Here is an 18,404-nt window from a genome sequence, read left to right on the forward strand (position 1 = left end):
GGCGCGCCTCGGGCATCCGCCGGGCGCGCCCGCCGCCCTCACCCGGCTCACCTGTCTGAGCGACCGCCGCGTGGCGCGTGGCGGCCCGGGCGAGGACCGCGCGCCGTTGGGCCCACCGGCTCCTCGCGTCGCGCCCGCGTCATTCCAGCAGGGTGAGTTGGAGGTCGAGCGCCGCGGTGGTGCGCGCGGTGTCCCCGGTGGCGAGCAGGTCCAGCAGTGCACCACGCAGGACGGCGAGGACCAGCGTGCGCTGCGCGTGGGCGGCTGGGGTGTCGCGGACGGCGGGGGGCTGGCCGCGGGCGAGCAGCGTCAGCCAGTCCTCGACCGTGCCCTGGGCGAAGCCGGCCCATGGCCCGTCAGGATCGTTCAGGGAACGGCTGTAACTCTCCACCCACAGCCTCAGCAGGGCGCGGTGGGCGTCGTCGGACAGCCACCGCCACAACGCGCGCGCCACCGGCGCTATCCCGTCCTGGCCCTGCGGCAGGCTGCCGGCCTGCTGGACGGCTTCCAGTTCTTCCTCCCTGGCCCGTGCCAGCAGTGCGCGGATCAGTCCGTCTTTGCTGCCGAACAGGTAGAGCAGCACGCGGGGGCTCGAGTGGATCTCCTCGGCGAGCGGGCGCAGGGACAGCTCGCCCAGTCCGCTTCGCAGCGCGTACGCGTAGGCGGCTTCCAGGAGTTCCTGCCGGCGGGGAGAGGGGTTTGCCTCGGATCGGGTCACCGGCCTAGTCTACTGAAACAGTCGTTTCAGTGAAGGCGGGATCATGACAGCGGAACGCGAGGTGGCCATCCGGCCGCTGACCCGGCCCGGTGACCTGGGCTGGGTCGCCATGAAGCACGGTGAGCTCTACGCCTCGGAGCTCGGCTTCGGCACCGGCTTCGAGGCGTTCGTCGCCCGGGTCGTCGCCGACCACCACGATGAGCAGGGCGGCGGGCCGCAGGCGGCCTGGATCGCCGAGGTCGACGGGGTGCGGGCGGGCTCGGTCTTCTGTGTGCGCGCCGACGAGCGCACCGCCAAGCTACGGCTGCTGATCGTCGATCCAGCGGCGCGCGGCCTGGGCCTGGGCAGCCTCCTGGTCAGGGAGGCACTGCGCTTCGCCACGGACGCCGGCTACAAGGTGATGACCCTGTGGACCATCGACAAGCTCGGCCCGGCCCGGCACATCTACGAAAAGCTCGGATTCGAGCTCGCCGCCTGCGCGCCGCACACCGACTACGGCAGCGGCCTGGTCGACGAGACCTGGACGCGTCGCCTGTAGCGCGTGCTCCGAGTGGACGGGCGTCATCCCGCCCGGTCGACCTTCGCGGTCTCCCCGCCCCAGGGTGGGCCGGCGGTCGTCGCCGTGATCGACTGGGGCCCGGCAGCGGCACTGATCGGGCCGCGAGCCCTGGACTCCCCTTGTCGCCTACCGCGTGCCGCAGCGGCCCCGCGTCATCATCCGCCGCACCTTCGGACCCGCCGTCCGGAGCCCCGCCGTCCAGAGCCCCGCCCCGGAGCCGCGCCCCGGAGCATCATCGCGGTACTCGAGAACGTCAGCACCGGCCAGGACAGCGGCAGCGCCCGCACCCATCAGGACTGGTCCAACCGGCCATCAGCGAATGTCTCACCCTCAACGGCAGGATCATCGAAACCAGCGCCGCCGCCTACCACCCCGCCCGCAACAGCATCCTCGGCAGCTGAGTTCGACCGGATCGGTTCAAGCCGGATCGGTTCAAGCTGATCAGTTCAGGGCGATCGGTTCAGAGATGAACGGCGACCTGTCGGCGTTCTCCTTCAGCCATCTGCCGAAGTCGAGGTTGAGCCCATGCAGGGCGGGGCCGCCGTGAGGGCCCGCCCTGGTTGAAGCGTCGCGACACTCCGCCGTGCCCCGCCTCCGGAGACGTGGCGGACGTTGCATTGCGACCACGCAGCCGACCAGGGCTCGGCCTGATCAGCAGCAAGTCTCCAGCAACGCCGCATCCGCTAATCCGTGCGGAACCCACTGCTCGGCAAGGCGGCCGAGCAGCAGGCCGCAGGTGGAGCGCCTGGTCGCGTTGGGCGCGGCCGGAGTTCCCTGGGAATACCCGACGAAGCCGGGCTTCGTCGTCCTCTCCGGCCCGGACGGCAGCGCATTCTGCGTCGTCGGCCTCAAGGCCCCCCTTCTTACAGCACGCGCTTTTCAACCTCACCGCCTGAGCCTCTGTCCCAAGGCTCCCCCGATGGCTGTCCGTACATACGATCAGAGCCATGGCCCCAGCGTGTGGAGTGCGAGGAAGACGCAGAGCGTCAGCTGCACCGCCCCGATAACCCGGTGCCCTGACCGCAGCAGCACGACGGCAGTTACGCCGACCGCCAGGGCCAGGGCGCCGAAGCCCAGCACCGGTGCCCGGTCCACGGGCGGCACGCCGGTCGTTGTCTGTCCGGAGCCGGCGTCCATCCGGCCCAGCCCTCGGACGGCGAGCATGATGACGACCAGCAGGGAGGCCGCCACGTCCACCACCAGTACGAGAAGCAGGAGACAACCTGCGGTGAGGGCACGCTCTCTGCCGGAGGGCTGCTCGTCGTCGAGTTCGGGCATGGCTCGACGATCACCCGGAATGCACCCTTCCGAACGGTCCGTCGTCAACTCGCAACCCAGCCGTACTCCACTCTTCATGGGCCCGTCCGGTCCCGGCGTTCTCTCGCAGGCACTCCGTCCGAGCAGGCCAGGTGGAGAGTGAGGGCGGCATGGACAAGGCTGGTGAGGCGGGTGGTGGAGCATCGCAGCCTGCGCAGGAGCCGCCGGGTTCCGAGAATCGCCAGGCCTGCTCGGCGAGCGCACGGATCTTCGCGTGCGAGCGGCTGACGGCCTGCTGGCCGGGGGACGGCGTCGCCCCTCGCCCCCAGTAGGACCCGCGCGGTCCCGCCGGCACCGCGGTTGCCCTTGGCGGCCCAGCATTCCGTCCCGGCTCCCTCCCAAACGTCGATGACGCCGTGGGTTCGCGCGGCTTTGATGGCGTGGATTGCTCCGGGCAGTGCGGGAGATACCCACAGCACCGACCGTGCGGGTCGGCGATCACCCGCACGTTCATGCCGTGCCTCTTGTACTTCCCGGAGCGGAAGGGCCGGTCGGCGGCGATCCGGTCGATCGGCAGTACCGTGGCGTCCAGGGTCACGAACGCCTCGGTGGAGGCGGCCTTCAGTGCCTCGGTGAGCGTCGGGGCGAAGGAGGCCAGCACGTCGATGGCCTCGACAACGTACCGGTAGGCGGTGCTGGTGCCTGTACCGAACCCCGCAGCGAGCTGGGCGTGGGTGTGACCGCGGCGCGGACGGGCCAGCACAAGCACTGCTTGTCGTCCGGCCGGCAGGCGGCGCCGTCGCGTTCCCTGTTCGCGGCGACGGGCCGCCAGTTCAGTGGCGAGGAAGCACAAGGTCGCGGTGAACAGATCGTCGCCGGCTGGGAGGACAAGCACACGGATGCTCGTGGCAGAACGGCACGGGCTCGACACCCACCGGTCCACCAGGAGCTTCTTCGCGTCCGCGCACCGCCCGCCTCGGTAACAGCCATGCTCACCAGGCAGGTTGAAAACGCTCAGCGGCACTTCCACGTTGCCCCGCCTCTGCGGCCGGGCGCGCTCGGAGCGGTCGTCCGGGGGTGCCGACCGAAGTCGTGCAGGGCGGCCTTCCGGGCCGGGTCCGGAAGGTGATTGGTGCCGGTGGCTCGGGCGGTGTGGGGAAGCGTCGGAGTCATGCCGCGCTGATGCCAGGAAACCTTCGCGGAGCCGAGAGGTCAGCCGGGCCGGGGTGCGGTCCGACCACGGGCAGGGCCCCGGACCTCCTCGCACTCCTCGGAGGTGGGTTGTTCGGGGCCGTGGGATCTGACGGGCCCGACCCGTACCACCTCGCCGGCCGGCCGCGGTGGCTCTTCGTCGCTACGGCCCGCGACGGAAGCCGGCCACACGATCCCGCCGCGCGGCCGGCCCCGACGGGGGCTCGCCTCCGTTGCTCACGGCCTACGCGTGGCTGCGGTGCCCCCAGCTGTACACGGGGTCGGATCCGTCGCGTCGCGATGCGACCCAGTCGGGAGCCAGGCCGTCGGCCATGCGGATGACGCGGGACTCGTCGAACACGACGACCCGGTCGGCGATGCCCCAGGAACCGCCGCGGCGTTCGAACCGGTCGACGTACCGGCAGCGGATGACCGCCAGGTCCTGCTCCCCGCCGGGTTCGGCGGGGGCCTGCCGCAGGAAACAGAGGCAGTACGACTCGACGTCGGCACTGTGCTCGCCCGTGAACTCCACCAGCACGTTGGAGATGAAGTGCTGGGAGGAGTCGATGGTGCGGTGCCGGGCGCGGATGTCCTCGACGAGCCCGGCGGCGTCCCCCGTGTACCCGCCGTGGACGTCGACCGCGTCGTCGAAGTAGCAGGCCGCTATGGCGTCGTAGTCCAGTCGGTCCACCGCCCGGGCGTAGCGGAACAGGACGTCCTGGATCTCGAAACGGTCGTCGGCGCGGCTCATGCGGGGGCCTTCTCGGTCGGGGATGAGGACGCGACCGCACGGGCGGCCGCTTCACGGCCGGCGACCCGGCCGAGTACCAGCGCGTGGGCGACGGAGTTGCCGCCGCCCACGTAGCGCTCGCCGAGGATCCCGCCGGCTGCCTCGCCTGCCGCGTACAGCCCCGGCAGGGCCCGGCCGTCGGTGCCCAGCACCCGGGTCCGGGCGTCGACTTCGAGGCCGGTGTGGGTGCAGACCAGTTCGGCGGGGAGCATCCGCACCGCGTAGAACGGTCCGTTCGCTATCGGGGCGAGGTGCGGGTCGGCGCCCTTCGCGGCGAGGGATTCGTGGCGCAGGTAGTCCTCGTCGGTGCCGTCGGCGAACAGGGTGTTGAAGCGGGTCACGCTCGCGGCCAGGTGATCCGGGGGCACGTCCATCAGGTCCGCGAGTCCCGCGAGGGTGTCGGCGCGCAGGACGACGCCCTTGGCGGCCTCCTCCAGGATCCGGTCGGCGTCCCAGTCTGCGTAGCCGGAGGGCAGGGACGTGCGGGCGTCGTCGTCGAACACGGACCAGACCCAGCCGCCGTGGTCCTTGAGGATGCCCGGGCTGACGGCGTACGGGGCGTCCTCGTCCATGCACCGCCGGCCGTCGAGGCCGACGTGGATGCGGGAGGCGGGCGGGAATCCGCTCTGCCAGTGGTGGTACCGCTGGAATTCGGCGGTCACCAGGAGCAGGCCCCAGCCCTGGCCGAACAGTGCGAGGTTGTGTCGCTCGGCGATACCGACGTGGTCGCCCCGTGAGCCGGGCGCTGCGACCACGAACAGTGCGTCCCCGGCGGTCCCGGCGTCGGGAAGGAACCGGCGGACCAGGTCGGGGTCGGCCGCGAGGCCGCCGCTGGCGATGACGACGGCCGGGGCGGTCGCCTCCTCACCGTCCAGGAGGACGCCGCGGACGGCGCCGTCCCGTACCACCAGGTCCTCCACCCGGCTGCCGAGGGCCAGGTCCACGTGGAGTCGTGCGCGGGCCTTGTCGAGCACCTGCACCAGTCCGTAGCCCTGGTCCTTGGGGACGTGGCCTCGCCAGACGTCCTCCACGCCGGCCCGGGTGAGTCCCGGCTGGTGGGCGCTGCGTGACACCTGGGCGGGTATCTCGACGCCCAGTTCGAGCAACCACTCGACGGTGCTGCTGGACTCCTCGCAGAACATCCTGACGGGGCCGGGCCGGACCCGCCAGCCGTTCAGGTCCATGTAGTGCTGGAACATGCGGAGCGGCGAGTCGTCGATGCCGAGGCTGTCCTGGACGCTGGTGGCCGAGGCGGTCAGCAGCCCGGCGGAGAGCTGGGTGGATCCGCCGATCTCGTCCTCGGCCTCCAGCAGCAGTACGCGTGCGCCCGCCTGGGCGGCCGAGACGGAGGCCGCCAGGCCGGCGCCGCCTGCGCCGACCACGATGACGTCGTAGTCGTATGCGGTGTCGTGGGGTTCAGACATGCTGGGAACCGCCGTCCACCGGGATGCTGATGCCGGTGATGTACCGGGCGCTGTCCGAGAGGAGGAAGTACAGGGCGGCGAAGACCTCCATGGGCGCGCCGATCCGGCGCAGCGGGACCGTGGTGAGGGCGCGGTCCATCGCTGCCTGGTCCTCGCGGATCCAGCGGGTCATCTCGGTGTCGATGTAGCCCGGGGCGATGGAGTTGACGCGGATGTTGTCGGGGCCGAGCTCGACGGCCATGCAGGTGGTGAGGTGCCGCACGGCGGCCTTCGAGGAGTTGTACGTGGCACGGGTCGGCCGTGCGCGGACGGCGGCGACCGAGGACATGTTGACGATCGCGCCGCCCCCGACGGTGCGGAAGTGGCGGGCGGCGGCCTGTCCGCCGTACACGACGCCGTTGACGTTGACGCCGTAGGTGAGCGCGAGCTGCTGGGGTGTGATGTCGGTGAACCCGGCCTGCGGGAAGACGCCGGCGTTGTTGACCCAGAGGTCGAGGCGGCCGAACTCGCGCAGGGCGGTGGCCACCAGTTCGTCGCCGGCGGCCGGGTCGGTGACGTCGGCGCCGACGCCGACCACGCGGCCCGCGCCGCTGGTGCCGGCGAGGCGGGCATTGATCTTCTCGGCGACGGAGGACATCTCCTCCTGGTCGAGGTCTCCGCCGACGCCGTTGACGCCTCGGCGTGCCAGTTCCTCGAGGAAGAGCGCGCCCATGCCGCGGCCGGCGCCGGTCACGACGACGGTGCGGCCGACCAGTTCGGGGTTGATCGCGGGGAGGACGTCGTGGTTGACGCGGCCGGGGTTGCTGTCGGGTGCCTGGGTGGCGGTCATGGGAGGTCCTTCACGTGGGGTGGGTGGGGTGGGGTGGGGTGGGGGTGTGGTGTGGTCGGTTGCGGACCGGTGCCGACGCGCGTCGGCCGTGGCGCGTCGGTCGTCGGCACGTCGGTCGTCGGTGCGTCGGTCGTCGGCGCGTGGGTGCGTCGGCGCGTCGTTCCGAGGCCGGTCTCGGTGGGGCGGTTCAGGGCTTTTCGGCCAGGCCCGCGAGGATGCGGTGGTAGAGCCCTCCGGACGTCAGTCCGCCGTCGACGACGACTTCCTCGCCCGTGATGTAGGTGGCGTCGTCGGACAGCAGGAAGGTGACGACGCCCGCGATCTCCTCGGGAGTGGCGAGTCGGCCCGCCGGGACCGACCGCACGCTCTCGTCCACGAAGGCGGTGTCGGGGGCCTGGTGGAGCAGGGGTGTGGCGGTGAGACCCGGGTGCAGCGAGTTCACGCGGATGCCGTGCGCGGCGAGTTCGAGCGCGCCGACCTTCGACAGCCCGCGGACGCCCCATTTGCTGGTGCCGTACGTGGCGGAGAAGTAGCCGACCATTCCGGCGATGGAGGAGACGTTCACGACTGCGGCGCCGCCGTCGTCGGCCCCGCGTGTGAGTGCGGGGGTGAGCGTCTTGAGTCCGTAGAAGACGCTGGAGAGGTTGATGTCCATGACGCGCCGCCACTGTTCGACGGTGGTGTCGGCGATGCCCGCGCGCAGGCTGACGCCGGCGTTGTTGACGAGGCCGTGGAGCGGCCCGGCGGCCTCCACCTCGTCGGCCAGCGCACTCCAGGACGCGGCGTCGGCGACGTCCAGGTGGGCGGCTTGCCCCGACCCGCCGACCGCCGCGAGTTCGGGGACGAGCGCCTCGACGGCGGGGACGTCGATGTCGGCGGCCCAGACGTGTGCGCCCTCGGAGGCCAGTGCCAGGCAGTCGGCACGGCCCAGTCCCCCGGCGGCGCCGGTGACCAGGACGGCACGGCCTTCGAACCTACGCCGGCCGGTCTGTGTGCGGTTCACAGTTGCAGCTCCGTTCCGCGGGTCTCCTTGAGGAAGAAGGTGGCGATGAAGGTCATGAGGGCGGTGGCGATCAGGTATCCCGCCGGCGCCAGGTTGTTGTCGGTGGTGCTGATCAGGAGCGTGGCGATGAAGGGCGCTGTGCCTCCCAGGGCCATGTTGGTGACGTTGTTGCTCATGGCGATGCCGCTGTAGCGGTAGCGCGCCCGGAAGATCTCGGCGTAGGCGGCGAACGAGACGCCGTTGACCAGGCCGATGAAGAAGGTCAAGGAGCACTGGGCGAGGACGGCGGCCACCGGGCTGCCGTCGCGCATCACCATGAAGGCCGGGAGGGAGATGACGGCGGTGACGCCGCTGCCGAAGAAGAACACGGGTCGGCGGCCGATGCGGTCGCCGACGTATCCGGCGATGGGCAGGCTGATCACCGCGGCGACCATGGCGATGCACGTGGAGGTGAACGCGAAGTCGGCCGAGCGTCCCCCCTCGGTCTGGAGGTAGCTGGCGGCGTACACGCCGGCCACGTAGTAGCCGCCGACGATCAGCGCTCCGAGGAAGATGACGAGCACGATCTGGCGCCAGGCGTGGGTGAACACGTCGGCGATGGGGTACTTCGCCACCTCGACGGAGTCGCTCTCCTGTACGGCCTCGAACTGCTCGGTCTCGGGCAGTTGCCTGCGGATGTAGAGGCCGATCAGGCCGATCACCGCGCTGAGGAGGAAGGGGATGCGCCAGGCCCAGTCGTGCAGGGTGTCCTCGCTGACGGCCGAGGTCAGCGCCAGTGCGACCAGCGAGGCGGCCAGCGAGCCGAGGTAGGTGCCGGTGTTGACGAACGAGGTCTGGAACGCCCGGCGGTGGGCCGGGGCGTGTTCGGACACGAAGGCGTTCGCGCCGCCGAGTTCGCCGCCGGCCGCGAAGCCCTGGAGGCAGCGGCACAGCACCAGGAGGCAGGTTGCCCAGATGCCGAGCGTGGCGTACGAGGGGATCAGCCCGATGCCGGTGGTGGCGACGGCCATCAGCAGGATGGTCCAGGTGAGGGCCTTCTTGCGGCCGTACTTGTCGCCCATGTGACCGAAGAGGATGCCTCCGGGTGCCCGGAGGAAGAAGGCGACCGCGAACGCGGCGAAGGTGGAGAGCAGTGCCGAGTTCGGGTCGCTCTCGACGAAGAAGTGCGCGGCGAGAAGGGTGGCCATGTAGCCGTAGATGCCGAAGTCGTAGTACTCGACGACGGTTCCGAGGATGGCCGCTCGGATGACTTTCAGTGTGGAGGCCGGGTTCGCGGCGGTCTCGGGCGATGCCTCTCCTGGTCGGTTCGTCTGCGTCGGTTCGGGTGCCAGGTCTGCCATGGGTCGGTCCTTAGAACGCGCGAAAGCTTGGGTGGAGCACTGAACGGCATGGGCGGCCGCTGGGGCGCGGTCGCTGTCACATGTCCGAGGCAGTGCGGGTCGGGACGGGTGCCGGTGCTCTCGGCGGGAGGGGGTGCCGGTCGTCGCCCGGGCTTCTCACCGACGCTCCGGGGCCGTGGGGCCGGCAGGCGTCGACCCGGCCGGACGTCGCCGTGGGAGTGTCGTGCTGTGTGCGGGCCCGGCCCGGTGCGTCAGGCCTGGGGGGCGGCGGGGGTGTCGTCGCGGCGTACGACGCGGGCGGCGATCCGCCAGCCGGCGCCGTCGTGGACGACCCGGTCGGTGAGTGTGGTGAACCGTTCGGTGTGCGGTGTGCCGCCGCCGGGTGTCGCGACGATCTGGAGATATGCCGCCACCCGCAAGGTTCCGGCTCCGTCGTCGCCGGTCAGTGCCACATTGCTGACCACGTGCCGGCGCACCACGTCGTCCGCGGCGCAGTCGGCGGCGAACCGTTGCGCGAACGCGGTCAGTGCGGCGGTGCCGGTCACCGGGGCGGGATAGGAGGGTGAGGTGAAGCTGCCGTCCGCGGTGAAGGTCGCTGCCCATTCCGCGGCGCGGCCACCGTCGATGAGGTGGCTCTGGAAGTGGTACAGCTGGTGGATTTCGGCCAGTTGGGCGCTGGCTGAAGGCGCGGGCGCGTTGCGGTTCATACGGAGATCCGTTCGGCTCGTGTCCTGCTCCGGCAGTCGTCCGCCGCTGGAGAGGAGAGCTTGCGAGACATCAAGGCGGTGTGCGATATTCGCACCACCTGTGCGAATAATGGGAGCATAGGTAGCTGGCTGAAACCCGTCAAGGGATGAATTCGTGACTTCACCTCCGCCGACCAGGTCGGTCCCCGAACTCGATGCGGGTATGTCCAAGACGCTGCACCACGGACTGCTGCTGCTCAGAGTCCTCTCGGAGCAGCAGCAGGGCTTGACCGTCAGCGAGCTGGCGGACGCCATCTCGGTGCACCGCACGGTCGCGCACCGCCTGGTGCGGACCCTGGAGGCACATCAGCTGTGCCGCCGCGACCATCAGCGCCGGATCGTCCTGGGCACGGGCCTGGTGTCGCTGGCCGAGCCCGTGCAGCAGGATCTGCGCGCGCTGGCCCGTCCGGTCCTGGACGAGCTGGCCGAGAGCACCGGGGCCACCGCGCACCTGCTGGTCCAGGAGGGCGTCACCCAGATGCGCGCCCTCATGGTGGTGGAGCCGCGCGGCGCCCTGGTCCACGTGTCCTTCCGGCCCGGTCAGACCCATTCCATCGAGCAGGGTTCCGGCGGCGTCGCCGTACTCGCCCACGGCCCGTACCGGGAGGGTGAGCGCGCGGAGGTCACCGAGGCCCGCGCCAAGGGGTACGCGGTCACCACGGGCGAGGTCATCCCCGCCGTGACCGGCGTCTCCGCCGCCGTTCCTTCGGGCAACGGGACGGCGGCGGCCAGCATCGGTGTCTCGGTCTTCGAGTACACCGACCTCGACCAGCTCGGCACCATGGTGGCCCGTGCCGCGAGGAGCCTGGGCGGGCTGCTCGGCTGACGGTCACGGCCGGTCGCGCCGGCGGGTGCCGTCCCGCGCGACGTCCGCGGCACCGCCCCGTCGGACATCCGGGGCGGCGGCCGCGGCAGCGGCGCGTCCGGCGCCCGCCCGCGGGCCTGCCGACGGGGCGCCGCCCGTGAAGGCCGCGAACGCCGGTTCCGGGGAGCGGCGTTCGCGGTGCGCGGGTGGGGCGGGGGTCAGGCGCGGCTGAGCCGGGCGAGCCGGGCGGCCGCCTCCCTCACCAGCGCGCCGAGACGATCGACGTCGACCTCCCCCATGGCGACCGTGCCGACGGACGCGCCGAGCAGGTGCGGCACCTCGAAGCCCGCGGCCACCCCGACGGCTCCGTGCTGAAGCTCCCCGGCGGTGACGCTGTACCCGGCCTCCCGTGCTCGTCCGACAGCCTCGGAGTCGTTCTCCGCCGCGGGCTGGAGCGCCAGGATGGCGATGCCGTTGGCTCCCCGGTCCAACGGGTGGCCGGCCCCGATGCGGTAGCTGACCTGGAAGATCGTCTGCCGGGCGGGTTCCGCGGACAGCACGGGGACGCATGCGTCGTCCCCCTGGGCCAGGGAGAGGAACGCGGCCACCCCTGCGACGTCGGCGAGTTCCTGGAGGACCGGTCCGGCCGCGCGAATCAGCTGGGGCTGGAAGCGGCTCGCGAAGACGACCGCGCCGGCCCCGAGCCGGATCTTCTTCCCCACGCCCCGGGCCACCAGCGCGTGCTGCTCGAGCGTGTCGACGACGCGGTACGCGGTCGCCCGGTCGGTGCCGAGCTGTGTCGCGATCTCGGCGACCGTGAGGCCCTCGGGGGCGAGGGAGACGAGGCTGAGGGCACGCAGGCCACGGTCCAGGCTCTGCAAGGTGGCCACGTGGGCTTCCTCCTGTGTTGGCTCCGCGGGTCGTAGCGCGCCGCGGCTCCGGGTGTGGAGTGCGGCCACCCGAAGGGTAGTCACCCCCACCGCCCGGCCTGCCGACGGCTCCCCGCGTTCGCCGCCGCCACGGCCGCGCGTACGGGGCTCCCGACTCGGCCGGTCAGCGGCACAGCAGCTCTTGACCGCACTCGGGACGCGAACTATGTTGCATCCAGGTTGCGGACAGCGCACAAAAGTGTGCGCCAGGCGCACACTCGGAAGGGTGGCGACATCTCCAGCACGACGTCGCCGGGCATGGCCTCAGGCCGCACGGCCTGCGCGCACCACCCGGCGCGGCTCGCGGCCCTTCCCCGCACCGCACCTGCCCCGGTGCCGCCGGCGTCCGCCGCTCCGGGTGTCCACCGCCACAGGGCGAACCGCCGACAGGAGGGACAGACATGCCGTACTACCGCGTGGCGGGAAGCGTCCCGCCCAAGCGCCACACTCAGCACCGCGCACCCGACGGGTCGCTGTACTTCGAGGAGCTGATGGGAGAGGAGGGCTTCTCGTCCGACTCCTCGCTGCTCTACCACGTGAACATCCCGTCCGCGATCACGGCGTACCGGAGCTGGGAGCTGCCGGACCAGTCGCTCGTCCCGAACCATCCGCTGACACCACGTCACCTCTCCACGCACGGCCTCTTCGGCGAGGACGCTCCGGAGGCCGACGCGGTGACCGGCCGGAGGCTGCTGCTGGGCAACGGGGACGTGCGGCTCTCCTACGTCGTCGCCGGTACGGCCGGCCCGTACTACCGCAACGCGATCGGTGACGAATGCCTCTACGTCGAGGCCGGTGCGGCTCGGGTCGAGACCGTCTTCGGAGATCTGCCGGTGAGCGACGGCGACTACGTCGTCATCCCCCGCGCGACGACGTACCGGATCGTCCCGGACGGCACGGTCCGGCTGTACGCCATCGAGGCCAACTCCCACATCACCCCCGCCAAGCGCTATCTCTCCCGTTACGGGCAGTTCCTGGAGCACGCCCCGTTCTGCGAGAGGGACCTCCGCGGCCCCGAGAACCCCAGGGTCGTGGCGGAGCAGGACGTCGAGGTGTACATCAAGCACCGGGGCAACGGCCCGGGGGGAATCGCGGGCACGGTGCACACGCTGCCGCACCATCCCTTCGACGTCGTCGGCTGGGACGGATGCCTCTACCCGTACGTCTTCAGCATCCGCGACTTCGAGCCCCTCACGGGCCGGGTCCACCAGCCGCCGCCGGCCCACCAGGTGTTCGAGGGCGACAACTTCGTCATCTGCAACTTCGTGCCGCGCAAGGTCGACTACCACCCCCTCGCCATCCCGGTCCCGTACTACCACTCCAACGTGGACTCGGACGAGGTGATGTTCTACTGCGGCGGTGACTACGAGGCCCGCAAGGGGTCCGGGATCGGGCAGGGCTCGATCAGTCTGCACCCCGGCGGCCACCCGCACGGACCGCAGCCCGGCGCCTACGAGCGTTCCGTCGGAGCGGAGTTCTTCGACGAGCTGGCGGTCATGGTGGACACCTTCCGGCCGCTGGAACTCGGTGCGGCGGCACGGGACTGCGACGACGGCGTCTACGCCTACTCCTGGGCCAAGGGCGGCAAGGGGACGGGCAGGTGACGGGCATGCCTCCCGGCGCCGGAAGGGTCCCACCGGAGCTGTTCGCCTCGTTCTGCGACGACGCCGCGGTGTTCCCGCCCGGCGAGATGCCGCTGGCCGAGGCGGTGCCCGCGCACCTGGGGCACGTCGCCGCCGCCCACGCGCCGCTCGTAGGGCCTCTCGTGGTTCCGCAGGGACGGCTGGCCGAGCTGGCGGAGCTGACGGCGGGATACGACGCGGGGTCCGTGGAGCTCTCGGTCACGGTGCCCTCACCCGAGGACGCGGCGCACGCACGGGCGTCGGTCGGCGCGCTGCGGGCAGCTCGGCTGCGGTTCCTCGAGGTCGCCGTTCCCGACGGCATACCGGCCGCGGAGATCGTGCCCCGGCTGTCCGCCGCCCTGTCGAACACGGACGACGGCACCCGGGTGACCGTGTTCGTGGAGGTGCCGCGCGACGAACGCCGGGCCGAGCTGATCGCCTCGCTGGCGGACTCCCCGTACCTGGCGAAGTTCCGCACCGGCGGGACGCGGGCCGAGCTGTATCCCGACGAGCGGGAACTCGCGCGCGCCGTACACCTCGCGGTGGGCGCCGGGGTCCCGTTCAAGGCGACGGCGGGGCTGCACCACGCGGTGCGCAACACCGATCCGCGGACCCTGTTCGATCAGCACGGTCACCTCAACCTGCTCGCGGCCACCGGCGCCGCGCTCGACGGCGCCGGCGAAAGGGAGATCGCCGCGGTCCTGGCGGAACGCGACGCCGCCACGGTCGCCGGGCTCGTCCGCGCCCTGTCGCCGGAAGTCCGGAAGGCCTTCCGCTCTTTCGGTACCTGTTCTCTCGCCGAGCCGGTCGGTGAGCTCGCGGCTCTCGACCTGCTCGGCCCGGACCTGACCAAGGATCTCCTGTGACCGCATCCGCCACCGTCCGCCTCGACGTGCCCCGGGACGACCTGTTCGGTATCCACAACCTGCCGTACGGGGTGTACTCGCTGCCCGGCCGCGATCCCCGCGTCGGCACCCGTTACGGCGAGCACGTCGTCGACCTCGCGACACTCCTGGGCGACGACGTGTTCGCGGGCCCGACGCTCAATCCGTTCATGGCCCAGGGCTACGACCGCTGGGTCCAGGTGCGATCCGCCGTCACCGCCGCGCTGATGGAGGACGTACCCCGGGAAGCGCTGCACCCCGTCGCCGACGTGACCCTTCATCTGCCGTTCGACGTGGCCGACTACGTCGACTTCTACGCGTCGGAGCACCACGCCGCCAACCTCGGACGGCTGTTCCGCCCGGACAACCCCGAGCCGCTCATGCCGAACTGGAAGCACCTCCCGGTCGGCTACCACGGCCGGTCCGCCTCGGTCGTCGTCTCCGGGACCGACATCATCCGCCCCGCCGGACAGCGCAAGGGCCCGGACGACCCGGCACCGGTCTTCGGACCGTCGGTACGCCTCGACATCGAGGCCGAACTCGGCTTCGTGGTGGGCACCGGCAGCGCGCTCGGTGAGCCCGTCGCGGCCGGGCGGGCGGAGAAGCACCTCTTCGGCGTGGTCCTCTTCAACGACTGGTCGGCCCGGGACATCCAGGCCTGGGAGTACGTGCCGCTCGGACCCAACCTGGGCAAGTCGTTCGCCTCGACCGTCTCCCCCTGGGTGGTTCCGCTGCTGGCCCTGCGGGAGGCCAAGGTGCGCACCCCGGTCCAGGAACCGGAGGTCCTCCCCTACCTCGCGCTCGACGAGCCCTGGGGCCTGGACATCGGCCTGGAGGTCGAGTGGAACGGCCAGGTGGTCTCCCGGCCGCCGTACGCCGCCATGTACTGGTCGCCGGCGCAGATGCTGGCCCATCTCACGGTCAACGGAGCGCCCACCCGCACCGGCGACCTGTTCGCCTCGGGCACCGTCTCGGGGCCGGACAAGGATCAGCGCGGTGCCTTCATCGAGCTGACCTGGGGCGGGGCGGAGCCGGTGACGGTCGCCGGGGAGCAGCGGACGTTCCTGGAAGACGGTGACGAGGTGGTGCTGCGCGCCACGGCTCCCGGAGCGGGCGGCACGCGCATCGGCTTCGGTGAGGCGCGTGGGCGCGTCGTCGCCGCGCGACACGGCGGGGAGGTCTGATGGACAAGGTGGTTCCCTCCGCCGCCGAGGCGGTCGAGGACATCGGTTCCGGAGCGACGTTGGCAGTGGGCGGCTTCGGCCTGTGCGGCATTCCCTCCGTGCTGATCGACGCCGTTCTCCGGTCGGGCGCCGACCGGCTCCAGGTCGTCTCCAACAACGCCGGTGTCGACGACTGGGGGCTCGGCCTCCTGCTCGCCGCAGGCCGTATCCGCCGTATCGTCGCCTCCTACGTGGGGGAGAACAAGGAGTTCGCCCGGCAGTATCTCGCCGGTGAACTGGAGGTCGAGCTCACGCCCCAGGGAACGCTGGCCGAACGGCTGCGGGCCGGCGGCTCCGGCATTCCCGCGTTCTTCACCGCCACCGGTGTCGGTACGCAGGTGGCCGAAGGCGGCCTGCCCTGGAAGTACGACAGCGCGGGTGGCGTCGAGATCGCCTCACCGGTCAAGCAGACCCAGGAGTTCGACGGCGGCACCTATGTGCTGGAGCACGCCGTCGTGGCGGACGCCGCACTGGTGCGGGCCGCCCGCGGGGACCGGCACGGCAACCTGGTCTTCGACAGGGCCGCCCGCAATTTCAACCCCCTGGCCGCCATGGCGGGCCGGATCTGCGTCGCGGAGGTCGAGGAACTCGTCGAGCCCGGCGAACTCGACCCCGACCACGTGCACCTGCCGGGCGTCTACGTACACCGTGTCGTCGCGCTGTCGCCCGAACAGGCCGCCGACAAGCGGATCGAGAAGAGGACGGTGCGATGAGCTGGACCCGCGAGCAGATGGCGGCCCGTGCCGCCGCGGAACTGTCCGACGGTGACTACGTCAACCTCGGCATCGGCCTGCCCACGCTGGTGCCCAACCACATCCCGGCGGACGTGGAGCTGGTGCTCCAGTCCGAGAACGGCATCCTCGGCACGGGCCCCTACCCGGCGGAGGACGAGGTCGATCCCGACCTGATCAACGCCGGCAAGGAGACCGTCACCGTCCGCGCCGGCGCCTCGTTCTTCGACTCCGCGACCAGCTTCGGCATGATCCGGGGCGGCAAGATCGACGCAGCGATCCTGGGAGCCATGCAGGTGTCGGCGACGGGGGACATCGCGAACTGGATGATCCCCGGAAAGATGGTCAAGGGCATGGGCGGGGCGATGGACCTGGTGCACGGTGCCAGGCGAGTCATCGTCCTGATGGAGCACGTCGCGCGCGACGGGAGCTTCAAGATCGTCGAGGAGTGCTCCCTGCCCCTCACCGGAAAGAGGGCCGTGCAGCGGATCATCACCGACCTGTGCGTCCTGGACGTCACCACCGAGGGCCTGCGCCTGGTCGAACTGGCACCTGACGTCTCCGTCGGGGACGTCAGGGCCAGGACCGAGCCGGAGATCAGCTGCGGCTAGCGGAACCCGCACGACCGGACAGGCCCGAGCCGGGCGTTGAGACGTCGGCCTGTACGGCGGGGCGCGGGCCAGGCCTGTACGGCGGGGCGCGGGCCGCGAGCCGTGCGGCGGGGCGCGGGGCCAGGCCCGTACGGCGGGGACGTCGGCCGCAACCTGTAATGGCGGGGCGGGGGCACGAGTCGCAAGCTGTACGGCGGGGGCCGCGGGGCACGAGCCACAACCTGCACCGCGGGGACTGCGGGGCACGAGCCACAACCTGCACGGCGGGGGGCGCGGCCCTGGCCCGACACAGGAGACCGCGGGGCGTCGCGCCGACGGCCTCGTGGCCGGAGTCGGCGGCGCAACCGGGTCCCTTCGATCCCGGACGCCCGCATGATCCTGGCGACACGCTCGCGGTCGACCGCCTCACCGCCGGCCTGGCGGTTGACCGCCTCACCTCCGGGCTCATGGAGCCCGGCGGGCGATCGTCCCCTTCGGCCACTCCCCCTCGGCCACCGCCATCTCGGCCTGGATACGGCCGGATTCCCCGCGCAGCGCCGCGCGCGCCCAGGCCGACACCACCCTGCGCATCGGCCGCACGTCCGGAAAAGCGGCGCAACGGCCTGAAGGGACGAGGAAACGCCGGCGAGCGCGGTGATCAAACCTCGTTCAGCCACCCTGGCAGCGTGACGGCCGCGCGCCGAGCAGGACTGGACCCAAAGGGCGCGTCACCTCACCAGGAGGCACAGGTTGCCTGCGGCGGTACCAGCACATCGCTCCGAGGGCTGGTACGTACGCCATACCGGCCGTCATCGACCTCTCGGGTACGCGGGCGGAAGCACTGCCTCTCGCCGGAGTGTTCACGTCCCACCCAGGTAACGGACCGTCGCGGTGACGCCGTGCAGGTCGTCCGGTCCGGCCAGGGTGCGGCAACCGCGCCACCGGCACCCGAGTCGGTCGGACAGCGTGACACGGAGGTGCGATTCAACGGCCCCGATCGTCTCTTCCGTCGCGCCGACCGTGTCGCACACTCCCCCACAGCCCTCTCGGCAAGAGGTCTCCACCCTCCACAGAAACCACACTCCGTGAGCTACCGGAGTGAGCGGACCGTTGTCAGGGGGAACGTTCCGGCCGCACGGTGCGAGGTCAGAATCGCGCCATCAACGGCGTTACACCCTTGACGTGATCGACCGGGGATTTAAATGATCTTCACGCAAGATCCACCTCAGTGAAGAGAGAAGACATCGTGCTCCGTTCCAACATGCTGCGGTCCGCCGCCGTCGTGACTGCTGTGGCTGCGGCCGGAATCCTGGCGACCGCCGGCCCGGCCAGTGCTGCGGCAGCCTCCCCCAGCGCCGTGTGCGGCTCCGGTTACTCGGTCATCGACTCCAAGGATCTGGGTCCCGCGGTCATCTACCTGACCTACAACAGCAGCAACGGCTACAACTGCGTCACCACGATCTTGGACTCCTACACCGGTGGAGCGATGTGGATGGGGTCTTCCATCCAGAAGTCCGGCGGCAGTGAGATCAGCGACAACGGCGGATACACCAGATACGCGGGACCGGTGTACGTGTCAGCGCCCAACACGTGCATCAAGTGGGGCGGCGGCGTCCAGGATGTCGTGTGGAAGAGCGGCTGGGAGCACTGCGGCTGATACAGCCGGACCAGGGTTGGGGGGCCCCACCCCCTAGAAAAGAGGGGGGGCACACCGGTCCCCCCCCCGCGAACGCCCCCCCACCCCACCCCAACAACCCCCCCCA

At 71.2% G+C, this 18,404-nt stretch carries 17 protein-coding genes and 1 pseudogene; 8 read left to right on the plus strand and 10 right to left on the minus strand.

Annotation, left to right across the window (positions count from 1 at the left end; all coding sequences use genetic code 11):
- Nucleotides 1–139: 139 nt before the first annotated feature.
- On the minus strand, nt 140–718 hold the full coding sequence (locus ACFVS9_RS32615) for a TetR/AcrR family transcriptional regulator (RefSeq protein WP_383116531.1): 579 nt from the start codon (nt 716–718) through the stop codon (nt 140–142).
- 43 nt (nt 719–761) lie between these two features.
- Between ACFVS9_RS32615 and ACFVS9_RS32620 the strand changes: the two genes are divergently transcribed.
- The gene (locus tag ACFVS9_RS32620; protein WP_389938361.1) at nt 762–1,256 is read left to right on the plus strand and encodes a GNAT family N-acetyltransferase; all 495 of its coding nucleotides are present in this window, start codon (nt 762–764) and stop codon (nt 1,254–1,256) included.
- A gap of 960 nt (nt 1,257–2,216) precedes the next feature.
- On the opposite strand, the gene ACFVS9_RS32625 is transcribed toward ACFVS9_RS32620, so the two are convergent.
- From ACFVS9_RS32625 to ACFVS9_RS32660, 8 genes and pseudogenes are all read right to left on the minus strand, one after another.
- Complete coding sequence (locus tag ACFVS9_RS32625) at nt 2,217–2,555, minus strand: inner-membrane translocator (RefSeq protein ID WP_389938364.1); 339 nt, start codon at nt 2,553–2,555, stop codon at nt 2,217–2,219.
- Nucleotides 2,556–2,629: 74 nt separating this feature from the next.
- Nucleotides 2,630–3,429 (minus strand): annotated as a pseudogene (locus tag ACFVS9_RS32630) (transposase family protein).
- Nucleotides 3,430–3,969: 540 nt separating this feature from the next.
- The gene (locus tag ACFVS9_RS32635; RefSeq protein WP_389938367.1) at nt 3,970–4,476 is read right to left on the minus strand and encodes a nuclear transport factor 2 family protein; all 507 of its coding nucleotides are present in this window, start codon (nt 4,474–4,476) and stop codon (nt 3,970–3,972) included.
- On the minus strand, nt 4,473–5,939 hold the full coding sequence (locus ACFVS9_RS32640) for an FAD-dependent oxidoreductase (RefSeq protein WP_389938370.1): 1,467 nt from the start codon (nt 5,937–5,939) through the stop codon (nt 4,473–4,475). The genes ACFVS9_RS32635 and ACFVS9_RS32640 overlap by 4 nt, the downstream gene beginning before the upstream one ends.
- Nucleotides 5,932–6,768, minus strand: a complete 837-nt coding sequence (locus ACFVS9_RS32645) for an SDR family NAD(P)-dependent oxidoreductase (protein WP_383116536.1) — start codon at nt 6,766–6,768, stop codon at nt 5,932–5,934. Before ACFVS9_RS32645 ends, ACFVS9_RS32640 begins: the two co-directional genes overlap by 8 nt.
- A gap of 187 nt (nt 6,769–6,955) precedes the next feature.
- On the minus strand, nt 6,956–7,771 hold the full coding sequence (locus ACFVS9_RS32650) for an SDR family NAD(P)-dependent oxidoreductase (protein WP_389938373.1): 816 nt from the start codon (nt 7,769–7,771) through the stop codon (nt 6,956–6,958).
- On the minus strand, nt 7,768–9,111 hold the full coding sequence (locus ACFVS9_RS32655) for an MFS transporter (protein WP_389938376.1): 1,344 nt from the start codon (nt 9,109–9,111) through the stop codon (nt 7,768–7,770). Before ACFVS9_RS32655 ends, ACFVS9_RS32650 begins: the two co-directional genes overlap by 4 nt.
- 251 nt (nt 9,112–9,362) lie before the next feature.
- Nucleotides 9,363–9,818 (minus strand): nuclear transport factor 2 family protein, encoded by a 456-nt coding sequence (locus ACFVS9_RS32660; protein ID WP_383116539.1) that lies wholly within the window; start codon nt 9,816–9,818, stop codon nt 9,363–9,365.
- 202 nt (nt 9,819–10,020) lie between these two features.
- Between ACFVS9_RS32660 and ACFVS9_RS32665 the strand changes: the two genes are divergently transcribed.
- The gene (locus ACFVS9_RS32665) at nt 10,021–10,683 is read left to right on the plus strand and encodes an IclR family transcriptional regulator (protein WP_383116540.1); all 663 of its coding nucleotides are present in this window, start codon (nt 10,021–10,023) and stop codon (nt 10,681–10,683) included.
- A gap of 197 nt (nt 10,684–10,880) precedes the next feature.
- Here ACFVS9_RS32665 and ACFVS9_RS32670 read toward each other — a convergent pair whose 3' ends face one another.
- Complete coding sequence (locus tag ACFVS9_RS32670) at nt 10,881–11,552, minus strand: IclR family transcriptional regulator (RefSeq protein ID WP_389938381.1); 672 nt, start codon at nt 11,550–11,552, stop codon at nt 10,881–10,883.
- Nucleotides 11,553–11,992: 440 nt separating this feature from the next.
- On the opposite strand from ACFVS9_RS32670, the gene ACFVS9_RS32675 reads away from it, so the two are divergent.
- The 6 genes from ACFVS9_RS32675 to ACFVS9_RS32700 all read left to right on the plus strand — a co-directional run bounded on the left by ACFVS9_RS32675 (nt 11,993) and on the right by ACFVS9_RS32700 (nt 18,298).
- Nucleotides 11,993–13,195 (plus strand): homogentisate 1,2-dioxygenase, encoded by a 1,203-nt coding sequence (locus ACFVS9_RS32675; protein ID WP_389938383.1) that lies wholly within the window; start codon nt 11,993–11,995, stop codon nt 13,193–13,195.
- A gap of 5 nt (nt 13,196–13,200) precedes the next feature.
- Nucleotides 13,201–14,079, plus strand: a complete 879-nt coding sequence (locus ACFVS9_RS32680; protein ID WP_389938386.1) for a hypothetical protein — start codon at nt 13,201–13,203, stop codon at nt 14,077–14,079.
- Nucleotides 14,076–15,281 (plus strand): fumarylacetoacetase, encoded by a 1,206-nt coding sequence (gene fahA, locus ACFVS9_RS32685; protein ID WP_383116544.1) that lies wholly within the window; start codon nt 14,076–14,078, stop codon nt 15,279–15,281. Before ACFVS9_RS32680 ends, fahA begins: the two co-directional genes overlap by 4 nt.
- Nucleotides 15,281–16,033 carry a CoA transferase subunit A gene (locus ACFVS9_RS32690; protein WP_383116545.1) on the plus strand — a complete coding sequence of 251 codons (753 nt, stop codon included), beginning with the start codon at nt 15,281–15,283 and terminating at the stop codon, nt 16,031–16,033. The genes fahA and ACFVS9_RS32690 overlap by 1 nt, the downstream gene beginning before the upstream one ends.
- The gene (locus ACFVS9_RS32695; RefSeq protein WP_383116546.1) at nt 16,030–16,662 is read left to right on the plus strand and encodes a CoA transferase subunit B; all 633 of its coding nucleotides are present in this window, start codon (nt 16,030–16,032) and stop codon (nt 16,660–16,662) included. The genes ACFVS9_RS32690 and ACFVS9_RS32695 overlap by 4 nt, the downstream gene beginning before the upstream one ends.
- Before the next feature lie 1,207 nt (nt 16,663–17,869).
- A complete protein-coding gene (locus ACFVS9_RS32700) occupies nt 17,870–18,298 on the plus strand; it encodes an acetyltransferase (RefSeq protein ID WP_389938390.1) in 429 nt (142 codons plus the stop codon).
- The last annotated feature ends 106 nt before the right edge of the window (nt 18,299–18,404 follow it).

It is taken from the genome of Streptomyces sp. NPDC058008, assembly GCF_042886395.1.
GTDB lineage: Bacteria > Actinomycetota > Actinomycetes > Streptomycetales > Streptomycetaceae > Streptomyces.